A 15,790-nucleotide genomic window follows, 5' to 3' on the forward strand; every position below is an offset into this window, starting at 1 on the left:
TCGCCGATTACGCCGTTAGCGCTGCCCGCGGTCGGTCCGCCGGACGCTGGGGGGTGTCCGGCGGGCCATCTGATTACGGTGGGTCCTCATCGGGGCCTCACCAGGTCCTCCTCCGGGTGCAGAAATACGTGCGTACTGTCAGCCCGTGATTTCGTGGTTGCAGCGGGCCGCCGACGAGGTGAACGACGCCGACCGAGCCGTCTCACGGGCGATCGCCTCCATGGCTCCGTCACCGCTCGACAGCACCATGAAGGCGGTGTCGACGGCCGCCAACCACAGCCTGCTCTGGTTCGGGATCGCCGCGCTGCTGGCGGCCCGGCGGGGAGCGAGCCGCAAGGGCGCTTTCCGAGGGGTCCTCGCGATCGCGGGCGCCAGCGCCACCGCCAACGCGCTGCTCAAGCCTGCTCTGCCCCGCCGGCGCCCGGCTGCCGCCGAGCTGCCCGCCTACCAGATCATCGACAACCCGCCGACGTCGTCCTCGTTCCCGTCCGGGCACGCGGCGTCGGCCGCTGCGTTCGCGACGGCGGTGGCGTTGGAGAGCCCGCGCCTGGGTCTCGCCGTGGCCCCGCTCGCGGCCTCGGTGGCCTACTCGCGTGTGCACGTCGGCGTGCACTGGGCGTCGGACGTGCTCGCCGGCGCGGCTCTCGGCAGCGGGATCGCGCTCGCCACCCGCCGCTGGTGGCCGGTCCGGCGCACCGACGAGGCCAGGGCCCGCCCGCTCGACGCGGTGCCCGAGCTCCCCCGGGGAGAGGGCCTCGTGATCGTGTCCAACCAGCGCTCGGGCATGCCGGACCACGACCCCGCCACCGAGCTGGAGACGGCTCTACCGGCGGCGGTCGTGCTGCGCGCCGAACCGGACCGCGACCTCGACGAGCAGCTCGACACCGCGGTCGCCGAGCGGGGCGACTGGGTGCGCGCGATCGGCGTGGCAGGCGGGGACGGCACGGCCGCGGCCGCCGCCGCGGTGGCCGGGCGGCGGCGCCTGCCACTGGTGGTGGTGCCCACGGGCACGCTCAACCACTTCGCCCGCGACGTGGGCATCTACGACATGCAGGAGGCCGTGGACGCCACCGGGGCAGGCGAGGCCGTTGCCGTCGACCTCGGCCTGATCGACGTGCACCCGGGCCACGGGAGCGACCCCGAGACGGAACAGGTCGTGCGCGTCCGCTGCTTCCTCAACACCGCGAGCCTCGGTTCCTACCCCGACCTCGTGCGGCTGCGCGAGAAGTGGCAGTCGCGGTGGGGCAAGTGGCCGGCCTTCGCCGCGGCGCTCGTGATGGTGCTGCACCGCGCCGAACCCGTCGAGATCAAGATCGACGGCCGCTGGACGTCGGTCTGGTTCCTCTTCGTCGGCAACGGGCCCTACTACCCGCGCGGCGCGGTGCCGGCGTGGCGGCCCTCGCTCGACACCGGCCTGCTCGACGTGCGCTGGCTGCGTGCCGACGTCCGGTTCTCCCGGCTGCGCGCCGTCGCCGCGCTGCTGCTCGGTGCGCTGGGGCACAGCCGCGTCTACCACCAGCGCGAGGTTCCGGAGCTCGATGTCGAGCTCGCCGTGCCGGGCATGCTCGCCACCGACGGCGAGGTCGTCGAGGAGGCAGGGCGCTTCACGTTCCGCGTCGCGAAGGACGCCATCCCGGTCTACCGGCGCCACGAGGACAGGTGGACCGGGCGCGAACGGCCCTTCATCGGCTGAGCGGCCCTGAGAGGCTCCGTGCGGCCGCGGCCGCCTCCGAGTGCCCGGACGGCGCGAACGGCACGCACGTCGCCAATCAGGGCACCGGACGGGCGCCGCTAGTTGCCGCCGCTGCCGTAGGGCCGCGTGATGACCTCGAGGTTGTGCCCCTCGGGCGAGGAGAAGTACAGGCCGCGCCCGCCGTCATGGGTGTTGTGCCCCGGCTGGCTGTGCCCCGGGTCGCCGTAGGTCGCCACCTTGCGCTCGCGCAACCGGCCCGCGACCGCGTCGAACTCCTCCTCGCTGATGAGGAACGCGTAGTGCTGCGAGGGGACCTCGTCGGTGTCCAGGAAGTCCAGACTCACGCCGTTGCTCAGCTCCACGACGGCGAACGGCCCGAACGTTCCGGGTTCGGGAAGGCCGAGGACGTCGGCCACGAACCGGGACTCAGCGTGCTTGTCCCGGGCCGCGACGATGGTGTGGTTCAGCTCGATGCTCATGACCCAAGGGTGCGACCTGAACCCAGGTTCAGGTCAAGCGCTACGAGCCGGTCGGCCTGCGGGACGGCTACGAGCCGTTGGTGGCGCCGTTCGAGCCGTTGTCGCCGCTCTGCTCGCCGTCGACGGCCCCGCTCCCCGCCGGCAGGTCGTCGCCCCCGGCGACGGTGGGGGCTGCCGGGGCGTCGACGGCGCGGTTCGCCTCGGGCAGCAGATTCCGCAGGACCTGCCCGGTGATCCGCCGGAACGTGCGCCTCGGGCGCGTGCGGTCGAGCACCGCCACCTCGAGGGCGCTCGCACCGAGCACGCGGGCGGCCTGCGCCCCGCCGTTGCCGCCCGAAGGACCCGAGCCTGCCGCCCCGGCGACCTGCAGGGCCTCCACGGCGACGCCGATCGCCTGCCCGAGCTCCATCCCCGCCCGGTAGGTGTCCCTGAGCTTGGTGCTGATCGGGTCGGTGGTGCCGCCCATGACCACGAACTGCGGCTCATCGGTGATCGAGCCGTCGTAGGTGATGCGGTAGAGCTGGTCGCCGTCCGGCGTCTCGCCGACCGCGGCGAGGCAGAGCTCCACCTCGTAGGGCTTCTGCTGCTCGACGAAGGAGGTGCCGAGCACCTGGGCGTAGAAGTTGGCGAGCATCCGGCCCGTGACGTCGCGGCGGTCGTAGGAGTAGCCGCGCACGTCGGCCATGCGGATGCCGGCGTTGCGCAGCGTCTCGAACTCGTTGTAGCGCCCGACGGCGGCGAACCCGATGCGGTCGTAGATCTCGGAGACCTTGCGCAGGGCGCTGGGTCGGTTCTCGCTGGAGCGGTTCTCGGCGACGAACAGCACGCCGCCGGTGTAGGTGAGCACGACGACGCTGCGGCCACGGGCGATGCCCTTGCGCGCCAGCTCCGAGCGGTCGCGCAGCAGCTGGTCGACGGAGGAGTAGAACGGCATCGTCACGGGGCGGACTCCAGAGGCGTCGCAGGGATGGAGAGCACGGCAGGGTTGTCCGGCGAACTATCCGCCGGGTTTATCGGTACGACCGGCGATGACAGCGCGGACGACCGCCTCCATCTCCTCGTCGGAGCGGCGCACCGCTCCCTCCTCCCCGGTGATGCTGACGACCACCGGGTAGATCTTGCGGACCACGTCCGGGCCGCCGGTGGCGGTGTCGTCGTCGGCCGCGTCGTAGAGCGCCTCGACGGCCGTGCGCACGGCCCCTGCCAGATCGGCCTGCGGGTCGTAGAGCTTCTTCAGCGACGACTTCGCGAACACCGACCCGGAGCCCACGGAGTGGTAGCCGAGCAGCTCGTCGTAGCGGCCGCCCGTGGCGTCGTAGGTGACGATGCGGCCCGCCTTCGACGGGTCGGCGGAGTCCATGTCGTAGCCGACGAACAACGGCACGACGACGAAGCCCTGCAGCGCCGCGCCGAGGTTCTGCTGGATCATGCTGGCCAGCTTGTTGGCCTTGCCGTCCAGCGAGAGCGGCACGCCCTCGATCTTGTCGTAGTGCTCGAGCTCGACCGTGAACAGCCGCACCATCTGCAGCGCGATGCCCGCCGAGCCCGCGATCCCGATCGCCGAGTGCGAGTCGGTGATGAACACCTTCTCGATGTCGCGCTGGGCGATGACGTTGCCGGCCGTGGCCCGGCGGTCACCGGCGATGATCACCCCGCCGGCGAACGTGAGCGCGACGATGGTGGTGCCGTGCGGAACCTGGAGGCCACCCACGCCCGCGGCGCCCGGCGTGACCCCCTCGGGAAGCCGGCCCGGAAGCAGATGCGGCGCGTTGGCCGTGACGAAGTCGGTGAATGACGACGGGCCGGGCGCGAGATACGCGCCCGGGCCCGGTGGGGCGACCGGCAGCCGGGGCTCCATGGTCTGGTGAGTGCCTCTCGTCGTGCGGTGCAGGGCTGGTGCGGTGACGCTCGGAGCGGCTACTCGCCGCCCTTCTGGACGTACGCCCGGACGAAGTCCTCGGCGTTCTCCTCCAGGACGTCGTCGATCTCGTCGAGGATCGTGTCGACGTCCTCGCCGAGCTTCTCACGGCGCTCCTGACCGGCTGCCGCGGCGTCGGCGCCGTCCTCGTCGTCGCCGCCACCACCACCCTGACGCTTGGTCTGCTCCTGGGACATGGCCGTCTCCTCTTCGCCTGCCCGGTGCCGTCGAACTGCACGGCGTACCGGGGTCCGGTATTTGAACTTTACCCAGCCGATCGGCGACACGCCCGCGATCGAAGCCATGCCGATGGGCGAGTCGCGGTTCAGCCGCGGGTCAGCGCCTCGACCAGCTCCTCGGCGGTACGGGAGTTGTCGATGAGCTCACCCACGTGGCGGCGCGTGCCGCGCAGCGGCTCGAGGGTGGGGATCCGCACCAGGGATTCGCGCCCCAGGTCGAAGATGACCGAATCCCAGGACGCCGCCGCCACCTCGGACGGGTAACGCTCGAGACAGCGGCCGCGGAAGTACGCGCGGGTGTCCTCCGGCGGCCGGCGCATGGCGGCGACCACCTGCTCCTCGGTGACCAGCCGCTTCATCGACCCACGCGCCACCAGCCGGTTGTAGAGGCCCTTGGCCATCCGCACGTCGGTGTACTGCAGGTCGACCAGCTGCAGCCGCCCGGAGTTCCAGGCCAGGCCGTCGCGCTCGCGGTAGCCCTCGAGCAGCCGCAGCTTGGCGGGCCAGTCGAGGCGGTCGGCGCACTCCATGGGGTCGCGGGAGAGCGCGTCGAGCACCTCGCCCCACAGCTGCAGGACCTCGGCCGTGGCGTCGTCGACGTCGGCGCCCATCGTGTTCTCGACGTGCTTCTGCGCCTTCTCGAAGTAGGCGCGCTGCACGTCAACGCCGGTCATCTTGCGGCCGTCGGCCAGGTCGACCAGCGTCTTGAGCGAGGGGTCGTGGCTGATGCGGTGCACGGAGCGCACGGGTTCGGCGAGGCGCAGCTCGTCGAACCGCACGCCGTTCTCGATCATGTCGAGCACGAGGGCGGCGGTGCCGACCTTGAGCAGCGTGGAATACTCGCTCATGTTCGCGTCGCCGATGATGACGTGCAGGCGGCGGTACTTGTCGGCGTCGGCGTGCGGCTCGTCGCGGGTGTTGATGATGCCGCGCTTGAGCGTGGTCTCCAGCCCGACCTCGACCTCGATGTAGTCGCTGCGCTGCGCGAGCTGGTAGCCCGCCTCGTCGCCCGAGGCGCCGATCCCGACCCGTCCCGCCCCGCAGATGACCTGACGCGTCACGAAGAACGGCGTCAGCCCGGCCACGATCGCGGGGAACGTGGTGGTGCGGGCCATCAGGTAGTTCTCGTGGGAGCCGTAGCTGGCCCCCTTGTTGTCGACGTTGTTCTTGTAGAGCTGGATCCGCGGGGCTCCCGGCACGGTGGCCGCGCGCATCGCGGCCTCCTCCATCACCCGCTCCCCCGCCTTGTCCCAGATGACGACGTCGCGAGGCGTGGTGACCTCGGGGGTAGAGAACTCCGGGTGGGCGTGGTCGACGTAGAGCCGGGCGCCGTTGGTGAGGATGACGTTGGCGGCGCCGAGGTCGTCGAGCTCGGACTCCGCCGGGTTGTGCACGGTGGGTGCCGACAGGTCGAACCCGCGCGCATCGCGCAACGGGGACTCCACCTCGTAGTCCCACCGGGCACGGCGCGAACGTGGGATGTCCGCTGCCGCTGCGTAGGCCAGCACCACCTGCGTGGACGTGATCACCGGGTTGGCGGTGGGGTCGCCCGGCACCGAGATGCCGTACTCGATCTCGGTGCCCATGATCCGGCGGGCGGTCATGGGCGGCCCTCGACGTGCGCTGTCATGGGTCGAGCCTAACCGCGGCCGGAGGATGATGAGCGCATGCAGGCAGGGACCCCCGCAGAGGACGAGCCGGTCGCGGTCTACGACCCGGGTGGAGCAGTGGTCGGAGTGGCCCCGCGCGGGGTGGTCTACCGGGACGGACTGTGGCACGGCACCACCGGCGTGCTCGTGCGCAGCATCGACGGCGAGCGCGTGTACCTGCACCGACGCTCACCGGACAAGCTGATCTTCCCGAGCATGTACGACTGCTGGGCCGGCGGGGTGATCGGACCGGACGAGTCACCCGACGACGCCGCCGCCCGCGAGCTGGCCGAGGAACTCGGTGTCACCGGCGTGTCGCTGACACGTAGCTACGGGCCCTTCGCCTACGACGACGGCACGCTGCGCTGCCACATGTTCACCTACGAGGTGCGCTGGGACGGCCCGCTGCACCACCAGCCCGAGGAGGTCGTGTGGGGAGACTGGGTGACGCTCACCGAGCTGCGCGCACGGCTCGCCGACGGCCGGCGCTGGCCCTTCGTCCCGGACGGCCGCGTGGGCATCGAGCGCTGGCTGGCCGCCCGGGACGCCGGGATCACAGGTTGATCATGTGCCCGGTGAGGCCGTGGAACGCCTCCTGCAGCGCCTCGCTCAGCGTGGGGTGCGCGTGCACGTTGCGGGCGAGCTCGTGGGCGGTGAGGTCCCACTTCTGCGCCAGCGTCAGCTCGGGAAGCAGCTCCGTCACCTCGGGGCCGATGAGGTGCCCGCCGAGCAGCTCGCCGTAGGTCTCGTCCGCGACGAGCTTGACGAACCCGCCGGGCTCCCCGAGCCCCTGCGCCTTGCCGTTCGCCGTGAACGGGAACTGGACGACCTTGACCTTCCAGCCCTTCTCGTCCGCCAGCGCCCGCGCCTGCTCCTCCGTGTAGCCGAAGCTCGCCACCTGAGGGTTGCAGAACGTCGCCCGGGGCATCATCACGTACTCGAGCTCCTGGGTCTCCGCGCCGGCGATGGTCTCCGCCGCGACCACCCCCTGCGCCTCGCCCACGTGGGCGAGCATGAGCTTGGCCGTGACGTCACCGATCGCGTAGATGTGCGGCACGTTGGTACGCATGTGCTCGTCGATCGCGATGGCGCCGCGCTCGGTGAGCTCCACGCCGATGTTCTCCAGGCCGTAGCCCGTGGTCCGCGGCGCGAAACCGATGGCCTGCATGACCTTGTCGGCGGTGAGCTGCTTGGTCTCGCCGTTCTGCGAGACGGTGACCGTGACCTGGTCGCCCGAGTCGTCGATCGACTCCACCCGCGTCGAGGTCAGGACGTCGACGCCGTACTTGCGGAAGCGCTTGGCCAGCTCCTTGGACACGTCGGGGTCCTCCAGCGGGAGCATCCGGTCCAGGAACTCGACGATCGTGACCTGCACGCCGTAGTTGCTCATCACGTACGCGAACTCGACGCCGATCGCGCCCGCCCCGGCGATGATGATGCTGCGGGGCAGCTCGCGGCTGAGGATCTGCTCCTCGTAGGTCACCACACGCTCCGACAGCGACGTGCCCGGGAGCAGCTTGGTGGTCGCACCGGTGGCGATGATCACGTCGTCGAAGGTGACCGTCTCCGTGCCGCCGCCGGCCAGGGCGACCTCGATGGTGGAGGCGTCGACGAACGTGCCCCACCCGTCGAACTCGGTGATCTTGTTCTTCTTCATCAGGTAGTGGACGCCCTTGACCCGGCCGTCGGCCACCTTGCGGCTGCGGTCGAACGCGGGACCGTAGTCGACGGACACGTCCCCGGAGATGCCGAAGGTCTTGGCCTCCTGAGTCACCAGGTGAGCGAGCTCCGCGTTGCGCAGCAGCGCCTTGGACGGGATGCAGCCGACGTTCAGGCACACCCCGCCCCAGTACTTGTCCTCCACCACAGCGACGCTGCGGCCCAGCTGGGCCGCCCGGATCGCTGCGACGTACCCACCGGGACCCGCTCCGAGAACCACGACATCGACATGTGAAGCCATACAACGACTCTAAGACCCACAGCGGACGCACCGTCGCGGCGTACGCGCTACTCCGGGTCGTCGTACTTGTCCTCCGAAGCCGGCCAGACCGGCGCGTCGGCCAGGTTCGCCACGAGCGTGTCGCTGATGTCGCGCAACGCCCGCATCTGCTCCGGGCTGAGCGCGTCGAACATCGCTTCGCGCACCGCCTCCACATGACCGGGGGCCACGGCCTTCAGGCGGGCGAGCCCCTCGTCCGTGAGCTCCGCCAGCGCTCCCCGGCGGTCGTCCGCGCACGGGCGACGACGCACCCAGCCCGACTCTTCCAGCCGGGCGACGGCATGTGAGAGCCTGCTGCGCGAGGACATCGCCGAGGTCGCGAGCTGGCTCATCCGCATCGAACGCCCCGGCGCCTCGGAAAGCCGCACCAGGATCTCGTAGTAGGCGTGCGGCAGTCCCGCGTCCTGCTGGAGCTGTCGCTCGATCCGGTCGAACAGCAGTCGACAGGAGGTGAGGTAGCTGCGCCAGGTGCGCTGCTCCTCATCGTTGAGCCACCGGGTGTCAGGCACCACACCTCCGGAATAGGTCAGCCGTGATGTTGTTCAGGGTAGTGCGACTCTCAACAAGTGAGAGTTCAAGAGCCTCACGGAGGTCAACATGACCACATCCTCGGTCCGGATCCCCGGTTACGTCGCGGCCACATGGGACATCGACCCGGTGCACTCCGATGTCTCCTTCTCGGTCCGCCACATGATGGTCAGCAAGGTACGCGGTCGCTTCACAAACTTCTCGGGCGAGATCGTGACAGGTGAGGACATTTCCGACTCCTCGGTGAACGCCACCATCGCCGCGGACTCCATCGACACCGGCAACGAGCAGCGCGACAACCACATCCGCTCCGCCGACTTCTTCGACGCCGACAACCACCCCCAGTGGACTTTCCGCTCCACCGGCGCCCGCGCCAACGGCGACGACGTCGTGCTGCACGGCGACCTCACGATCAAGGGCGTGACGAAGCCGGTCACGCTCGCGCTGGAGGCCAACGGCTTCGGTCCGGACGCCTACGGCGGCTACCGTGCCGGGTTCTCGGCCAGCACCACGATCGACCGCAACGACTTCGGCGTCGACATCAAGATGCCCATGGACGGCGGCGGCGTGGTCGTCAGCGACAAGGTGCAGATCACCATGGAGATCGAGGCCGTGCGCCGCCAGGCCTGACCGGCTGGACATCCGGATCCAGGGTAGCGGCGGACGAGGGGACGTTTCCCCGCCCGCCGCTACCGCCATTCGACTACCGGGTTTTCATCCTGCCGGGTACGGCGGGCGCCGACCCCGGCGCGCACCAACGGTTCGTGTTCCGATGGGGTTCGGCACGACGCCGACGACGAGGGCAGTCGCCCTTCTCACCGGCGCCGTTCCGCTTCCCTGAGGCGGAAGGAGACCGATGAGCGCGCGAACGACCACAGTGCGGATCGGCTGCGGGGCCGGGTTTGCCGGCGACCGTCTCGAACCAGCCGTCGACCTCGTCGACCGCGGCGGGCTGGACGACATCGTGCTCGAATGCCTCGCGGAGCAGACGATCGCCCTGGGACACCGGCGGCGGCTCGCGGACCCGGCGGCCGGATACGACCCGCGCCTGGCCGCCCGGTTCTCCCGGCTCCTGCCGCTGGCCGTCGACCGCGGGGTGCGTGTCCTGACGAACATGGGCGCGGCCAACCCGCTCGCGGCCGGGAACGTCACCCGAGACCTCCTCGACATGGCGGGTTCCGCGGCGCGTGTCGCCGTCGTGACCGGCGACGACGTGCTCGACGGCCTCGACCTCGACGCCCCGGCCCTGGAGGACGGCAGGCCACTGCACGAGCACGGCGAGCTCGTCTCCGCCAACGCCTACCTCGGCGCCGACGCACTGCTGCCCGCCCTCGACGCCGGCGCCCAGGTGGTGATCACCGGGCAGGTCGCCGATCCGTCGCTGTTCCTCGCCCCGCTCGCCCATCGTTTCGGCGCCGACCTGGACGACGTGGCGTTCGCGGCCGGGGGCACCCTCGTCGGGCACCTCCTGGAATGTGCGGGCCGGCTCACCGGCGGCTACTTCGCCGACCCCGGCGTCAAGGACGTTCCGCGGCTCGCCGAGCTGGGCTTCCCCTTCGCCGACGTCGAATCCGACGGCTCGGCCGTCTACGGCAAGCTGCCCGGCACCGGTGGGCGCCTTGACCGGGCGACGGTGCGCGAGCAGATGCTCTACGAGGTCACCGACCCCACCGGCCACCACACGCCCGACGTGGTGCTCGACCTGCGCAGGGTGACGGTCACGCCGTTCGGGCCGAGCAGCGTGCGCGTCACCGGGGCCGTCGGGCGGCCGCGACCGGACCGGCTCAAGGTCAGCGTGGGCTACCGGGCAGGCCACAAGGTCGAGGCCGAGATCTCCTACTCGGGCCCCGGTGCCGACCGCCGGGCCACACTGGCCGCCGACATCGTCGCCGCCCGGGTGGCCGGGCTGCCGCTGCAGCCGCGGATCGAGGTCATCGGCATCGTGCCACCGGACGCCGACGACCGGGTCGAGTGCCGGCTCCGGGTGGCGGCGCTCGGCGCCGACCCGGCGATCCTCGAAACGGTCGGACACGAAGTGGAGGCGCTCTACACGAACGGTCCCGCGGGGGGCGGCGGCGTGCACGTCAGCACAGGCGAGGTGATCGGTGTGGTGTCCACCCTCGTGCCGCGCACGGCGGTGCGTCCCGGCGTCACGATCCTGGAGGCTCCCGGTGTCCGTCCGGCTGCATGAGATCGCGCATTGCCGCGCAGGCGACAAGGGCGATGCCACCACGCTGTCCGTGATCCCCTACGTCGACACGGACTACGCCCTGCTCGTCCGCGAGCTCACGCCGCAGCGGGTGCGCTGGCGGCTGGCCCGGTACGTCGGTGGTGACATCCTGCGCTTCGAGCTGCCGCTGCTGCCCGCATTGCAGTTCGTCTGCACCGGGATCCTCGACGGCGGGATCACCACCTCGCTCGCCCCCGACACCCGTGGCAAGTCGCTCAGCTCCCGCCTGCTCGCGCTGGAGCTGCCTGACTGATGTCGGGGTGCACGGCTACCGTGCCGGTGTGTCCTACGGGGAGAGCCCGCCGCCTGCGGCGCTGCGCACCGAGGTCGAGTGTGTGTGGACGGCCGGCGTGCACGCGGGCGCCCCGATGCAGGCGCAGGACGTCCTGCCCGACGGTTGCATGGACCTCGTCTGGACGGGCGACGAGCTCGTCGTCGCGGGCCCCGACACCCACCCCCACCACGTCCGCCGCGAGCCCGGCGTGCTGAGTGCGGGCCTGCGCTTCGCGCCCGGGCGGCTGCCCGCGCTGCTCGACGTCCCGGCCGCCGTAGTGCGCGACCAGCGCGTCCCCCTTCGAGAGCTGCACCCAGGCCTGGCGCGGCGGGCCATCGCCCGGCTGGAGGCTGGCGCCGCCCCCGTGTCCGTGCTCGCCGAGGTCGCCCAGGCGCTGCCGGGCGTGCCGGCCGAGCCCGCCCTGCGCGCCGTGGCCGCCCAGCTCGGAGCCGGTGCCGCGGTGGCTGCCACCGCCGAGCGGCTCGGCTGGACCGACCGCTCCTTGCATCGCCGCTGCCTGGCCGCGTTCGGATACGGGCCCGCCGTGCTACGGCGTGTGCTGCGCTTCCGCCGCGCGGCAGCTCTGCTCTACGCGGGCGTCCCCATCGCCGAGGCCGCGGTCCGCGCCGGGTACGCCGACCAGCCACACCTCTCCCGGGAGGTGCGGGCGCTGGCGGGTGTGGCCCCAAGTCAGCTCGCGAGCGGCGCGAACAGGTCCACCCCGTTGCCGTCCGGATCGAGCAACACGGCGTAACGCTGGCCCCAGAACGCGTCGAACGGCGCCATCTCGCTGTGGTGGCCCGCAGCGGTGAGCTCCGCGTACAGGGCGTCCACAGCGGCGGCGTCGGGGAGAGCGAAGGCGAGGCCCAGCCGCCCGGCACCGGCCACCGCCTGCCATTCCGGATGGAACGAGCGCACCGTCTCCTCGGTGTCGAACAACAGGCGCAACCCGCCGGGAAGCTCCACCTCCACGTGCGGCTGGTCGTCGGCCTCGGCGGGTATCGGCAGCCCGAGCGCTCGATAGAACTCGAGCGCCTTCGCCATGTCGGCCGCCACGACCCCGACCGCGTCCAACCGTGCTTCGATCGTCATGGCAGGCACCGTAGAGCCCGGCGCAGGCGGCGTCGTGAACGAATCGGACGCACGTCGCGGGGTGGGCGGGCTGTCAGAGGGGGCCGACGTAGCTCCAGTGGCCGTCCTCGCGGACGAACTCGCTGTTCTCGTGCAGCACGTCGGCCTGGTCGCGGTTGGTGCGGTGGGCGCGGAACTCGACCGTTCCGGTCGCCCCCAGCAATCCGCCCCCGGTACCGCCGAGTATCTCCAGCCGCGTCCACTCGTCGTCGGGGTCGAGCCGGAGGCGAGGGGGGCGGGTGTCGGGATGCCAGGTCTGCAGCAGGTACGCCGTGTCGCCACGGGCGAAAGCGGTGTACCGGGACCGCATGAGCAGCTCGGCGGTAGGAGCCGCCTCCCCACGATGAAACCGCCCACAGCAGTCGGGATACCCCTGGGGAAGCCCACACGGGCAGCTCGCAACCACACCCAGATCTTCTCGCGTTTCGGAGCCGTACTTCTGTCAGGGGCCATGTACCCGCAGCATTACGGCTCCGGAACGCACGTGCGGCCCGTCCCCAACGGGGACGGGCCGCACGTGCGTTCGCTTTTTTACAGGTACTGGCCCGTGTTCGAGGCCGTGTCGATCGCCCGCCCGGTCTCGGCGTTCTTTCCGGTGACGAGGGTGCGGATGTAGACGATCCGCTCCCCCTTCTTGCCGGAGATGCGCGCCCAGTCGTCGGGGTTGGTGGTGTTGGGCAGGTCCTCGTTCTCGGCGAACTCGTCGACGATCGCGTCCAACAGGTGCTGCACGCGCAGACCCGGCTGGCCGGTCTCGAGCACCGACTTGATCGCCGACTTCTTCGACCGGTCGACGATGTTCTGGATCATGGCGCCGGAGTTGAAGTCCTTGAAGTACAAGGTCTCCTTGTCACCGTTGGCGTAGGTGACCTCCAGGAACCGGTTCTCCTCGGTCTCGTCGTACATCCGCTCGACCACACGCTGGATCATCGCGTCGACGCAGGCCTTGCGGTTGCCCGCGAACTCCGCGATGTCGTCGGTGTGGATCGGCAGCGTCTCCGTGAGGTACTTGGAGAAGATGTCCTGCGCCGCCTCGGCGTCCGGCCGCTCGATCTTGATCTTCACGTCCAGGCGGCCGGGCCGCAGGATCGCGGGGTCGATCATGTCCTCGCGGTTGGAGGCGCCGATGACGATGACGTTCTCCAGGCCCTCGACGCCGTCGATCTCCGCGAGGAGCTGCGGCACGATCGTGGTCTCCACGTCGGAGGACACGCCCGAGCCACGGGTGCGGAAGATCGAGTCCATCTCGTCGAAGAACACGATCACCGGGGTGCCGGCCGAGGCCTTCTCCCGGGCGCGCTGGAAGATCAGCCGGATGTGCCGCTCGGTCTCGCCGACGAACTTGTTGAGCAGCTCCGGACCCTTGATGTTGAGGAAGAACGCGCGGCCGTCCTCAGGGTTGTCGCCGCGCACGGCGGCCACCTTCTTGGCCAGCGAGTTGGCCACGGCCTTGGCGATGAGCGTCTTGCCGCAGCCGGGAGGGCCGTAGAGCAGCACGCCCTTGGGCGGGCGCAGCTCGTACTCCTTGAACAGCTCGGCGTGCAGGAACGGCAGCTCCACGGCGTCGCGGATCTGCTCGATCTGGCGGAACAGGCCACCGATGTCGGAGTAGTCGACGTCGGGCACCTCCTCCAGCACGAGGTCCTCCACCTCGGCCTTGGGCACCCGCTCGTAGGCGTAGCCCGCCTTCGTGTCCACGAGCAGGGAGTCGCCGGGCTTCAGCGCAACGGCGTCGGGGTACTCCGCACCGGCGATCAACGGCGCGGCCAGCCAGACCACCCGCTCCTCGTCGGCATGCCCGACGACGAGCGCGCGCCCTGCCAGACCGTCCTCCGTGGGCTCGGAGAGCACCTCGCGCAGCGCGCACACCTCACCGATGCGCTCGTAGTCGCCTGCCTCGACGACGGTGAGCGCCTCGTTCAGGCGGACTGTCTGCCCGCTGCGTAGCTCCGCGGTGGTGACCGCGGGCGACACGGCGACGCGCATCCGGCGCCCGGAGGTGAAGACGTCCACCGTCTCGTCCGGGAACCGCGCCAGGAACACGCCGTAGCCGCTCGGCGGCTGCGCGAGTCGATCTACCTCCTCGCGCAGTGCGACGAGCTGGCCCCGAGCTTCCTTCAAAGTCTCGGTGAGCTTCTCGTTGCGGGCGGACAGCTGAGCAAGCCGGCTGGCAGACTCGGCGAGCCGCTGCTCGAGCACGCGAACGTGCCTCGGCGACTCCGCGAGCTTGCGGCGCAGCAGAGCCACTTCCTCCTCGAGAAAGCGGATCTGCGCCCGAGCCTCCGCGGGGCTGAGTTCCCCGCCGTCACCCGGGTCACGCCTGCCGGGACCGTCGTAGGGGTTCACGGCATCCTCCCTCCGTGTTCCGTTTCCATACGGTACCTGCGAACGAACGTTGAAGGCCTGCGACGAACCGGTGATCCACCACTCAACCGGACGGCACCTTGACGCATCGACCCCTCCTGGTCCTTCCGGGGCACGAGCGGAAGTTCGTCCGGCCGGCGTCACCGGCTGGTCGGCCTGCGCTGAGGGCGAGGCGGGACCACCCCCTCGGCGAGCCGGCGGGCCGACACCAGGAACGCGGTGTGACCCTGCATACGGTGGTCCGGCCGCACTGCCAGACCCACCACGTGCCATGGCCTGACCAGGCATTCCCATGCCTGAGGCTCGGTCCAGCACTGCTGCTCGCGCAGGTCCTCCACGAGCCGCGAGAGCTGTGTCGTGGTGGCCACGTAGCCCACCAGGACCCCACCTGGAATCAGTGCTTTCGCCACTGTCTCCAGGTGTTCCCAGGGAGCCAGCATGTCCAGAACGACACGATCGACCGGTTCGGCCTCGCCATCATGAGTATGAAGATCAGCGACCTTCAAGGACCAGTTGGGTGGCGAACATCCGAAGAACTGGCGAACGTTCCGTTCGGCGTGTTCGGCGTGGTCGGCCCGGATCTCGTAGGAAAGGACCGCGCCCTCGGGTCCGACGGCCTGCAGGAGCGAGCATGTCAGCGCGCCGGAACCCGCTCCGGCCTCCAGCACACGGGCGCCCGGGAAGATGTCACCCCACATGAGGATCTGGGCGGCGTCCTTCGGGTAGATCACCTGCGCCCCGCGCGGCATCGAGAGCACGTAGTCGGCCAGCCGCGGCCGCAGCGCGAGGTAGGGGGTGCCCACCCGCGAGATCACCACGCTGCCTTCCGGCTTGCCGATCAGGTCGTCGTGGGCGAGGCCGCCGCGGTGGGTGTGGTACTGGCCCCCTGTCTCCAAGGTGAGCGTGTAGTGCCGGCCTTTCGGATCGGTCAGCTGCACGCGGTCGCCGGGACGGAACGGGCCACCCCGCGCAGCGAGAGCGGGCGCCTCATCGGAGAGCGGTGGCAGCGGTCTGGACACGAGGCACAACGCTAAAGGGTGGGGACGACGCCGGTCGCAGCGCCCGGCCGGACCGATTCCCGTTCGTGATGCGGGCATCGGACGCAACGGCGTCGTCGCGACCCGCTGTACACGACGGCCCGGCTCCCGAGCGTCCCGGCGCCGCCCAGAAGTGTCGGGGGTGTCGCCTACCCTGCGGAGCGTGACGGACACACACGGCGCAGGCCACGGGCTCGGCACGGCCACCGCCGAACCCGCCACCCCGGATCCCACGGCGATCACGCATGG

The 15,790-nt window shown here is 70.7% G+C and carries 17 protein-coding genes; 6 read left to right on the forward strand and 11 right to left on the reverse strand.

The features are described from left to right. Nucleotides 1–145 precede the first annotated feature (145 nt). The gene (locus MMF94_RS17930; RefSeq protein WP_241038019.1) at nucleotides 146–1,693 is read left to right on the forward strand and encodes a bifunctional phosphatase PAP2/diacylglycerol kinase family protein; all 1,548 of its coding nucleotides are present in this window, start codon (nucleotides 146–148) and stop codon (nucleotides 1,691–1,693) included. 98 nt (nucleotides 1,694–1,791) lie between these two features. Here MMF94_RS17930 and MMF94_RS17935 read toward each other — a convergent pair whose 3' ends face one another. The 5 genes from MMF94_RS17935 to dop form a co-directional block, all read right to left on the reverse strand. Continuing rightward, complete coding sequence (locus tag MMF94_RS17935) at nucleotides 1,792–2,172, reverse strand: VOC family protein (protein WP_241038020.1); 381 nt, start codon at nucleotides 2,170–2,172, stop codon at nucleotides 1,792–1,794. A gap of 67 nt (nucleotides 2,173–2,239) precedes the next feature. Next, nucleotides 2,240–3,112, reverse strand: coding sequence for a proteasome subunit alpha (gene prcA, locus MMF94_RS17940; protein ID WP_241038021.1), 873 nt, complete (start codon nucleotides 3,110–3,112; stop codon nucleotides 2,240–2,242). 57 nt (nucleotides 3,113–3,169) lie between these two features. Beyond that, entirely contained in the window at nucleotides 3,170–4,030 is an 861-nt protein-coding gene (gene prcB / locus MMF94_RS17945) for a proteasome subunit beta (protein ID WP_241038022.1), read from the reverse strand. Nucleotides 4,031–4,089: 59 nt separating this feature from the next. Continuing rightward, nucleotides 4,090–4,287 (reverse strand): ubiquitin-like protein Pup, encoded by a 198-nt coding sequence (locus tag MMF94_RS17950; protein ID WP_142101234.1) that lies wholly within the window; start codon nucleotides 4,285–4,287, stop codon nucleotides 4,090–4,092. Nucleotides 4,288–4,415: 128 nt separating this feature from the next. Then, nucleotides 4,416–5,933: a depupylase/deamidase Dop gene (gene dop / locus MMF94_RS17955; protein ID WP_241038023.1), complete on the reverse strand. Its 1,518-nt coding sequence runs from the start codon at nucleotides 5,931–5,933 to the stop codon at nucleotides 4,416–4,418. 63 nt (nucleotides 5,934–5,996) lie between these two features. On the opposite strand from dop, the gene MMF94_RS17960 reads away from it, so the two are divergent. Continuing rightward, nucleotides 5,997–6,542: an NUDIX hydrolase gene (locus MMF94_RS17960; RefSeq protein WP_241038024.1), complete on the forward strand. Its 546-nt coding sequence runs from the start codon at nucleotides 5,997–5,999 to the stop codon at nucleotides 6,540–6,542. On the opposite strand, the gene lpdA is transcribed toward MMF94_RS17960, so the two are convergent. Both lpdA and MMF94_RS17970 read right to left on the reverse strand, forming a co-directional pair. Beyond that, nucleotides 6,532–7,938, reverse strand: a complete 1,407-nt coding sequence (gene lpdA, locus MMF94_RS17965; RefSeq protein ID WP_241038025.1) for a dihydrolipoyl dehydrogenase — start codon at nucleotides 7,936–7,938, stop codon at nucleotides 6,532–6,534. The two genes, MMF94_RS17960 and lpdA, sit on opposite strands and share 11 nt — an antisense overlap. Before the next feature lie 47 nt (nucleotides 7,939–7,985). Then, a complete protein-coding gene (locus MMF94_RS17970; protein WP_241038027.1) occupies nucleotides 7,986–8,486 on the reverse strand; it encodes a MarR family winged helix-turn-helix transcriptional regulator in 501 nt (166 codons plus the stop codon). Nucleotides 8,487–8,574: 88 nt separating this feature from the next. Here MMF94_RS17970 and MMF94_RS17975 point away from each other — a divergent pair, with 88 nt between their 5' ends. The 4 genes from MMF94_RS17975 (at nucleotide 8,575) to MMF94_RS17990 (ending at nucleotide 11,763) form a co-directional block, all read left to right on the forward strand. Next, nucleotides 8,575–9,135, forward strand: a complete 561-nt coding sequence (locus MMF94_RS17975) for a YceI family protein (RefSeq protein ID WP_241038029.1) — start codon at nucleotides 8,575–8,577, stop codon at nucleotides 9,133–9,135. A 226-nt stretch (nucleotides 9,136–9,361) separates the two neighbouring features. Then, on the forward strand, nucleotides 9,362–10,696 hold the full coding sequence (locus tag MMF94_RS17980; protein ID WP_241038030.1) for an acyclic terpene utilization AtuA family protein: 1,335 nt from the start codon (nucleotides 9,362–9,364) through the stop codon (nucleotides 10,694–10,696). After that, a complete protein-coding gene (locus tag MMF94_RS17985) occupies nucleotides 10,677–10,988 on the forward strand; it encodes an AtuA-related protein (RefSeq protein ID WP_241038032.1) in 312 nt (103 codons plus the stop codon). Before MMF94_RS17980 ends, MMF94_RS17985 begins: the two co-directional genes overlap by 20 nt. A 28-nt stretch (nucleotides 10,989–11,016) precedes the next feature. Further along, nucleotides 11,017–11,763, forward strand: a complete 747-nt coding sequence (locus MMF94_RS17990; protein WP_241038034.1) for a helix-turn-helix domain-containing protein — start codon at nucleotides 11,017–11,019, stop codon at nucleotides 11,761–11,763. On the opposite strand, the gene MMF94_RS17995 is transcribed toward MMF94_RS17990, so the two are convergent. From MMF94_RS17995 to MMF94_RS18010, 4 genes are all read right to left on the reverse strand, one after another. Then, nucleotides 11,700–12,101 (reverse strand): VOC family protein, encoded by a 402-nt coding sequence (locus tag MMF94_RS17995; RefSeq protein WP_241038035.1) that lies wholly within the window; start codon nucleotides 12,099–12,101, stop codon nucleotides 11,700–11,702. The genes MMF94_RS17990 and MMF94_RS17995 overlap by 64 nt on opposite strands. A 73-nt stretch (nucleotides 12,102–12,174) precedes the next feature. Further along, on the reverse strand, nucleotides 12,175–12,546 hold the full coding sequence (locus MMF94_RS18000) for a YchJ family protein (protein WP_241038036.1): 372 nt from the start codon (nucleotides 12,544–12,546) through the stop codon (nucleotides 12,175–12,177). Between the two features lie 125 nt (nucleotides 12,547–12,671). Continuing rightward, complete coding sequence (arc, locus tag MMF94_RS18005) at nucleotides 12,672–14,486, reverse strand: proteasome ATPase (protein WP_241038037.1); 1,815 nt, start codon at nucleotides 14,484–14,486, stop codon at nucleotides 12,672–12,674. A gap of 158 nt (nucleotides 14,487–14,644) precedes the next feature. Continuing rightward, entirely contained in the window at nucleotides 14,645–15,523 is an 879-nt protein-coding gene (locus MMF94_RS18010; protein WP_277398755.1) for a tRNA (adenine-N1)-methyltransferase, read from the reverse strand. Nucleotides 15,524–15,790: the final 267 nt, after the last annotated feature.

It is taken from the genome of Pseudonocardia alaniniphila, from assembly GCF_022524485.1.
In the GTDB taxonomy this organism is placed as follows: Bacteria; Actinomycetota; Actinomycetes; order Mycobacteriales; family Pseudonocardiaceae; genus Pseudonocardia; species Pseudonocardia alaniniphila.

Coding starts and splice junctions, on each gene's coding strand:
- MMF94_RS17935 (WP_241038020.1), bottom strand. CDS start 2,172: ATGAGCATCGAGCTGAACCACACCATCGTCGCGGCCCGGGACAAGCAC.
- prcB (WP_241038022.1), bottom strand. CDS start 4,030: ATGGAGCCCCGGCTGCCGGTCGCCCCACCGGGCCCGGGCGCGTATCTC.
- MMF94_RS17950 (WP_142101234.1), bottom strand. CDS start 4,287: ATGTCCCAGGAGCAGACCAAGCGTCAGGGTGGTGGTGGCGGCGACGAC.
- dop (WP_241038023.1), bottom strand. CDS start 5,933: ATGACCGCCCGCCGGATCATGGGCACCGAGATCGAGTACGGCATCTCG.
- MMF94_RS17960 (WP_241038024.1), top strand. CDS start 5,997: ATGCAGGCAGGGACCCCCGCAGAGGACGAGCCGGTCGCGGTCTACGAC.
- lpdA (WP_241038025.1), bottom strand. CDS start 7,938: ATGGCTTCACATGTCGATGTCGTGGTTCTCGGAGCGGGTCCCGGTGGG.
- MMF94_RS17975 (WP_241038029.1), top strand. CDS start 8,575: ATGACCACATCCTCGGTCCGGATCCCCGGTTACGTCGCGGCCACATGG.
- MMF94_RS17980 (WP_241038030.1), top strand. CDS start 9,362: ATGAGCGCGCGAACGACCACAGTGCGGATCGGCTGCGGGGCCGGGTTT.
- MMF94_RS17995 (WP_241038035.1), bottom strand. CDS start 12,101: ATGACGATCGAAGCACGGTTGGACGCGGTCGGGGTCGTGGCGGCCGAC.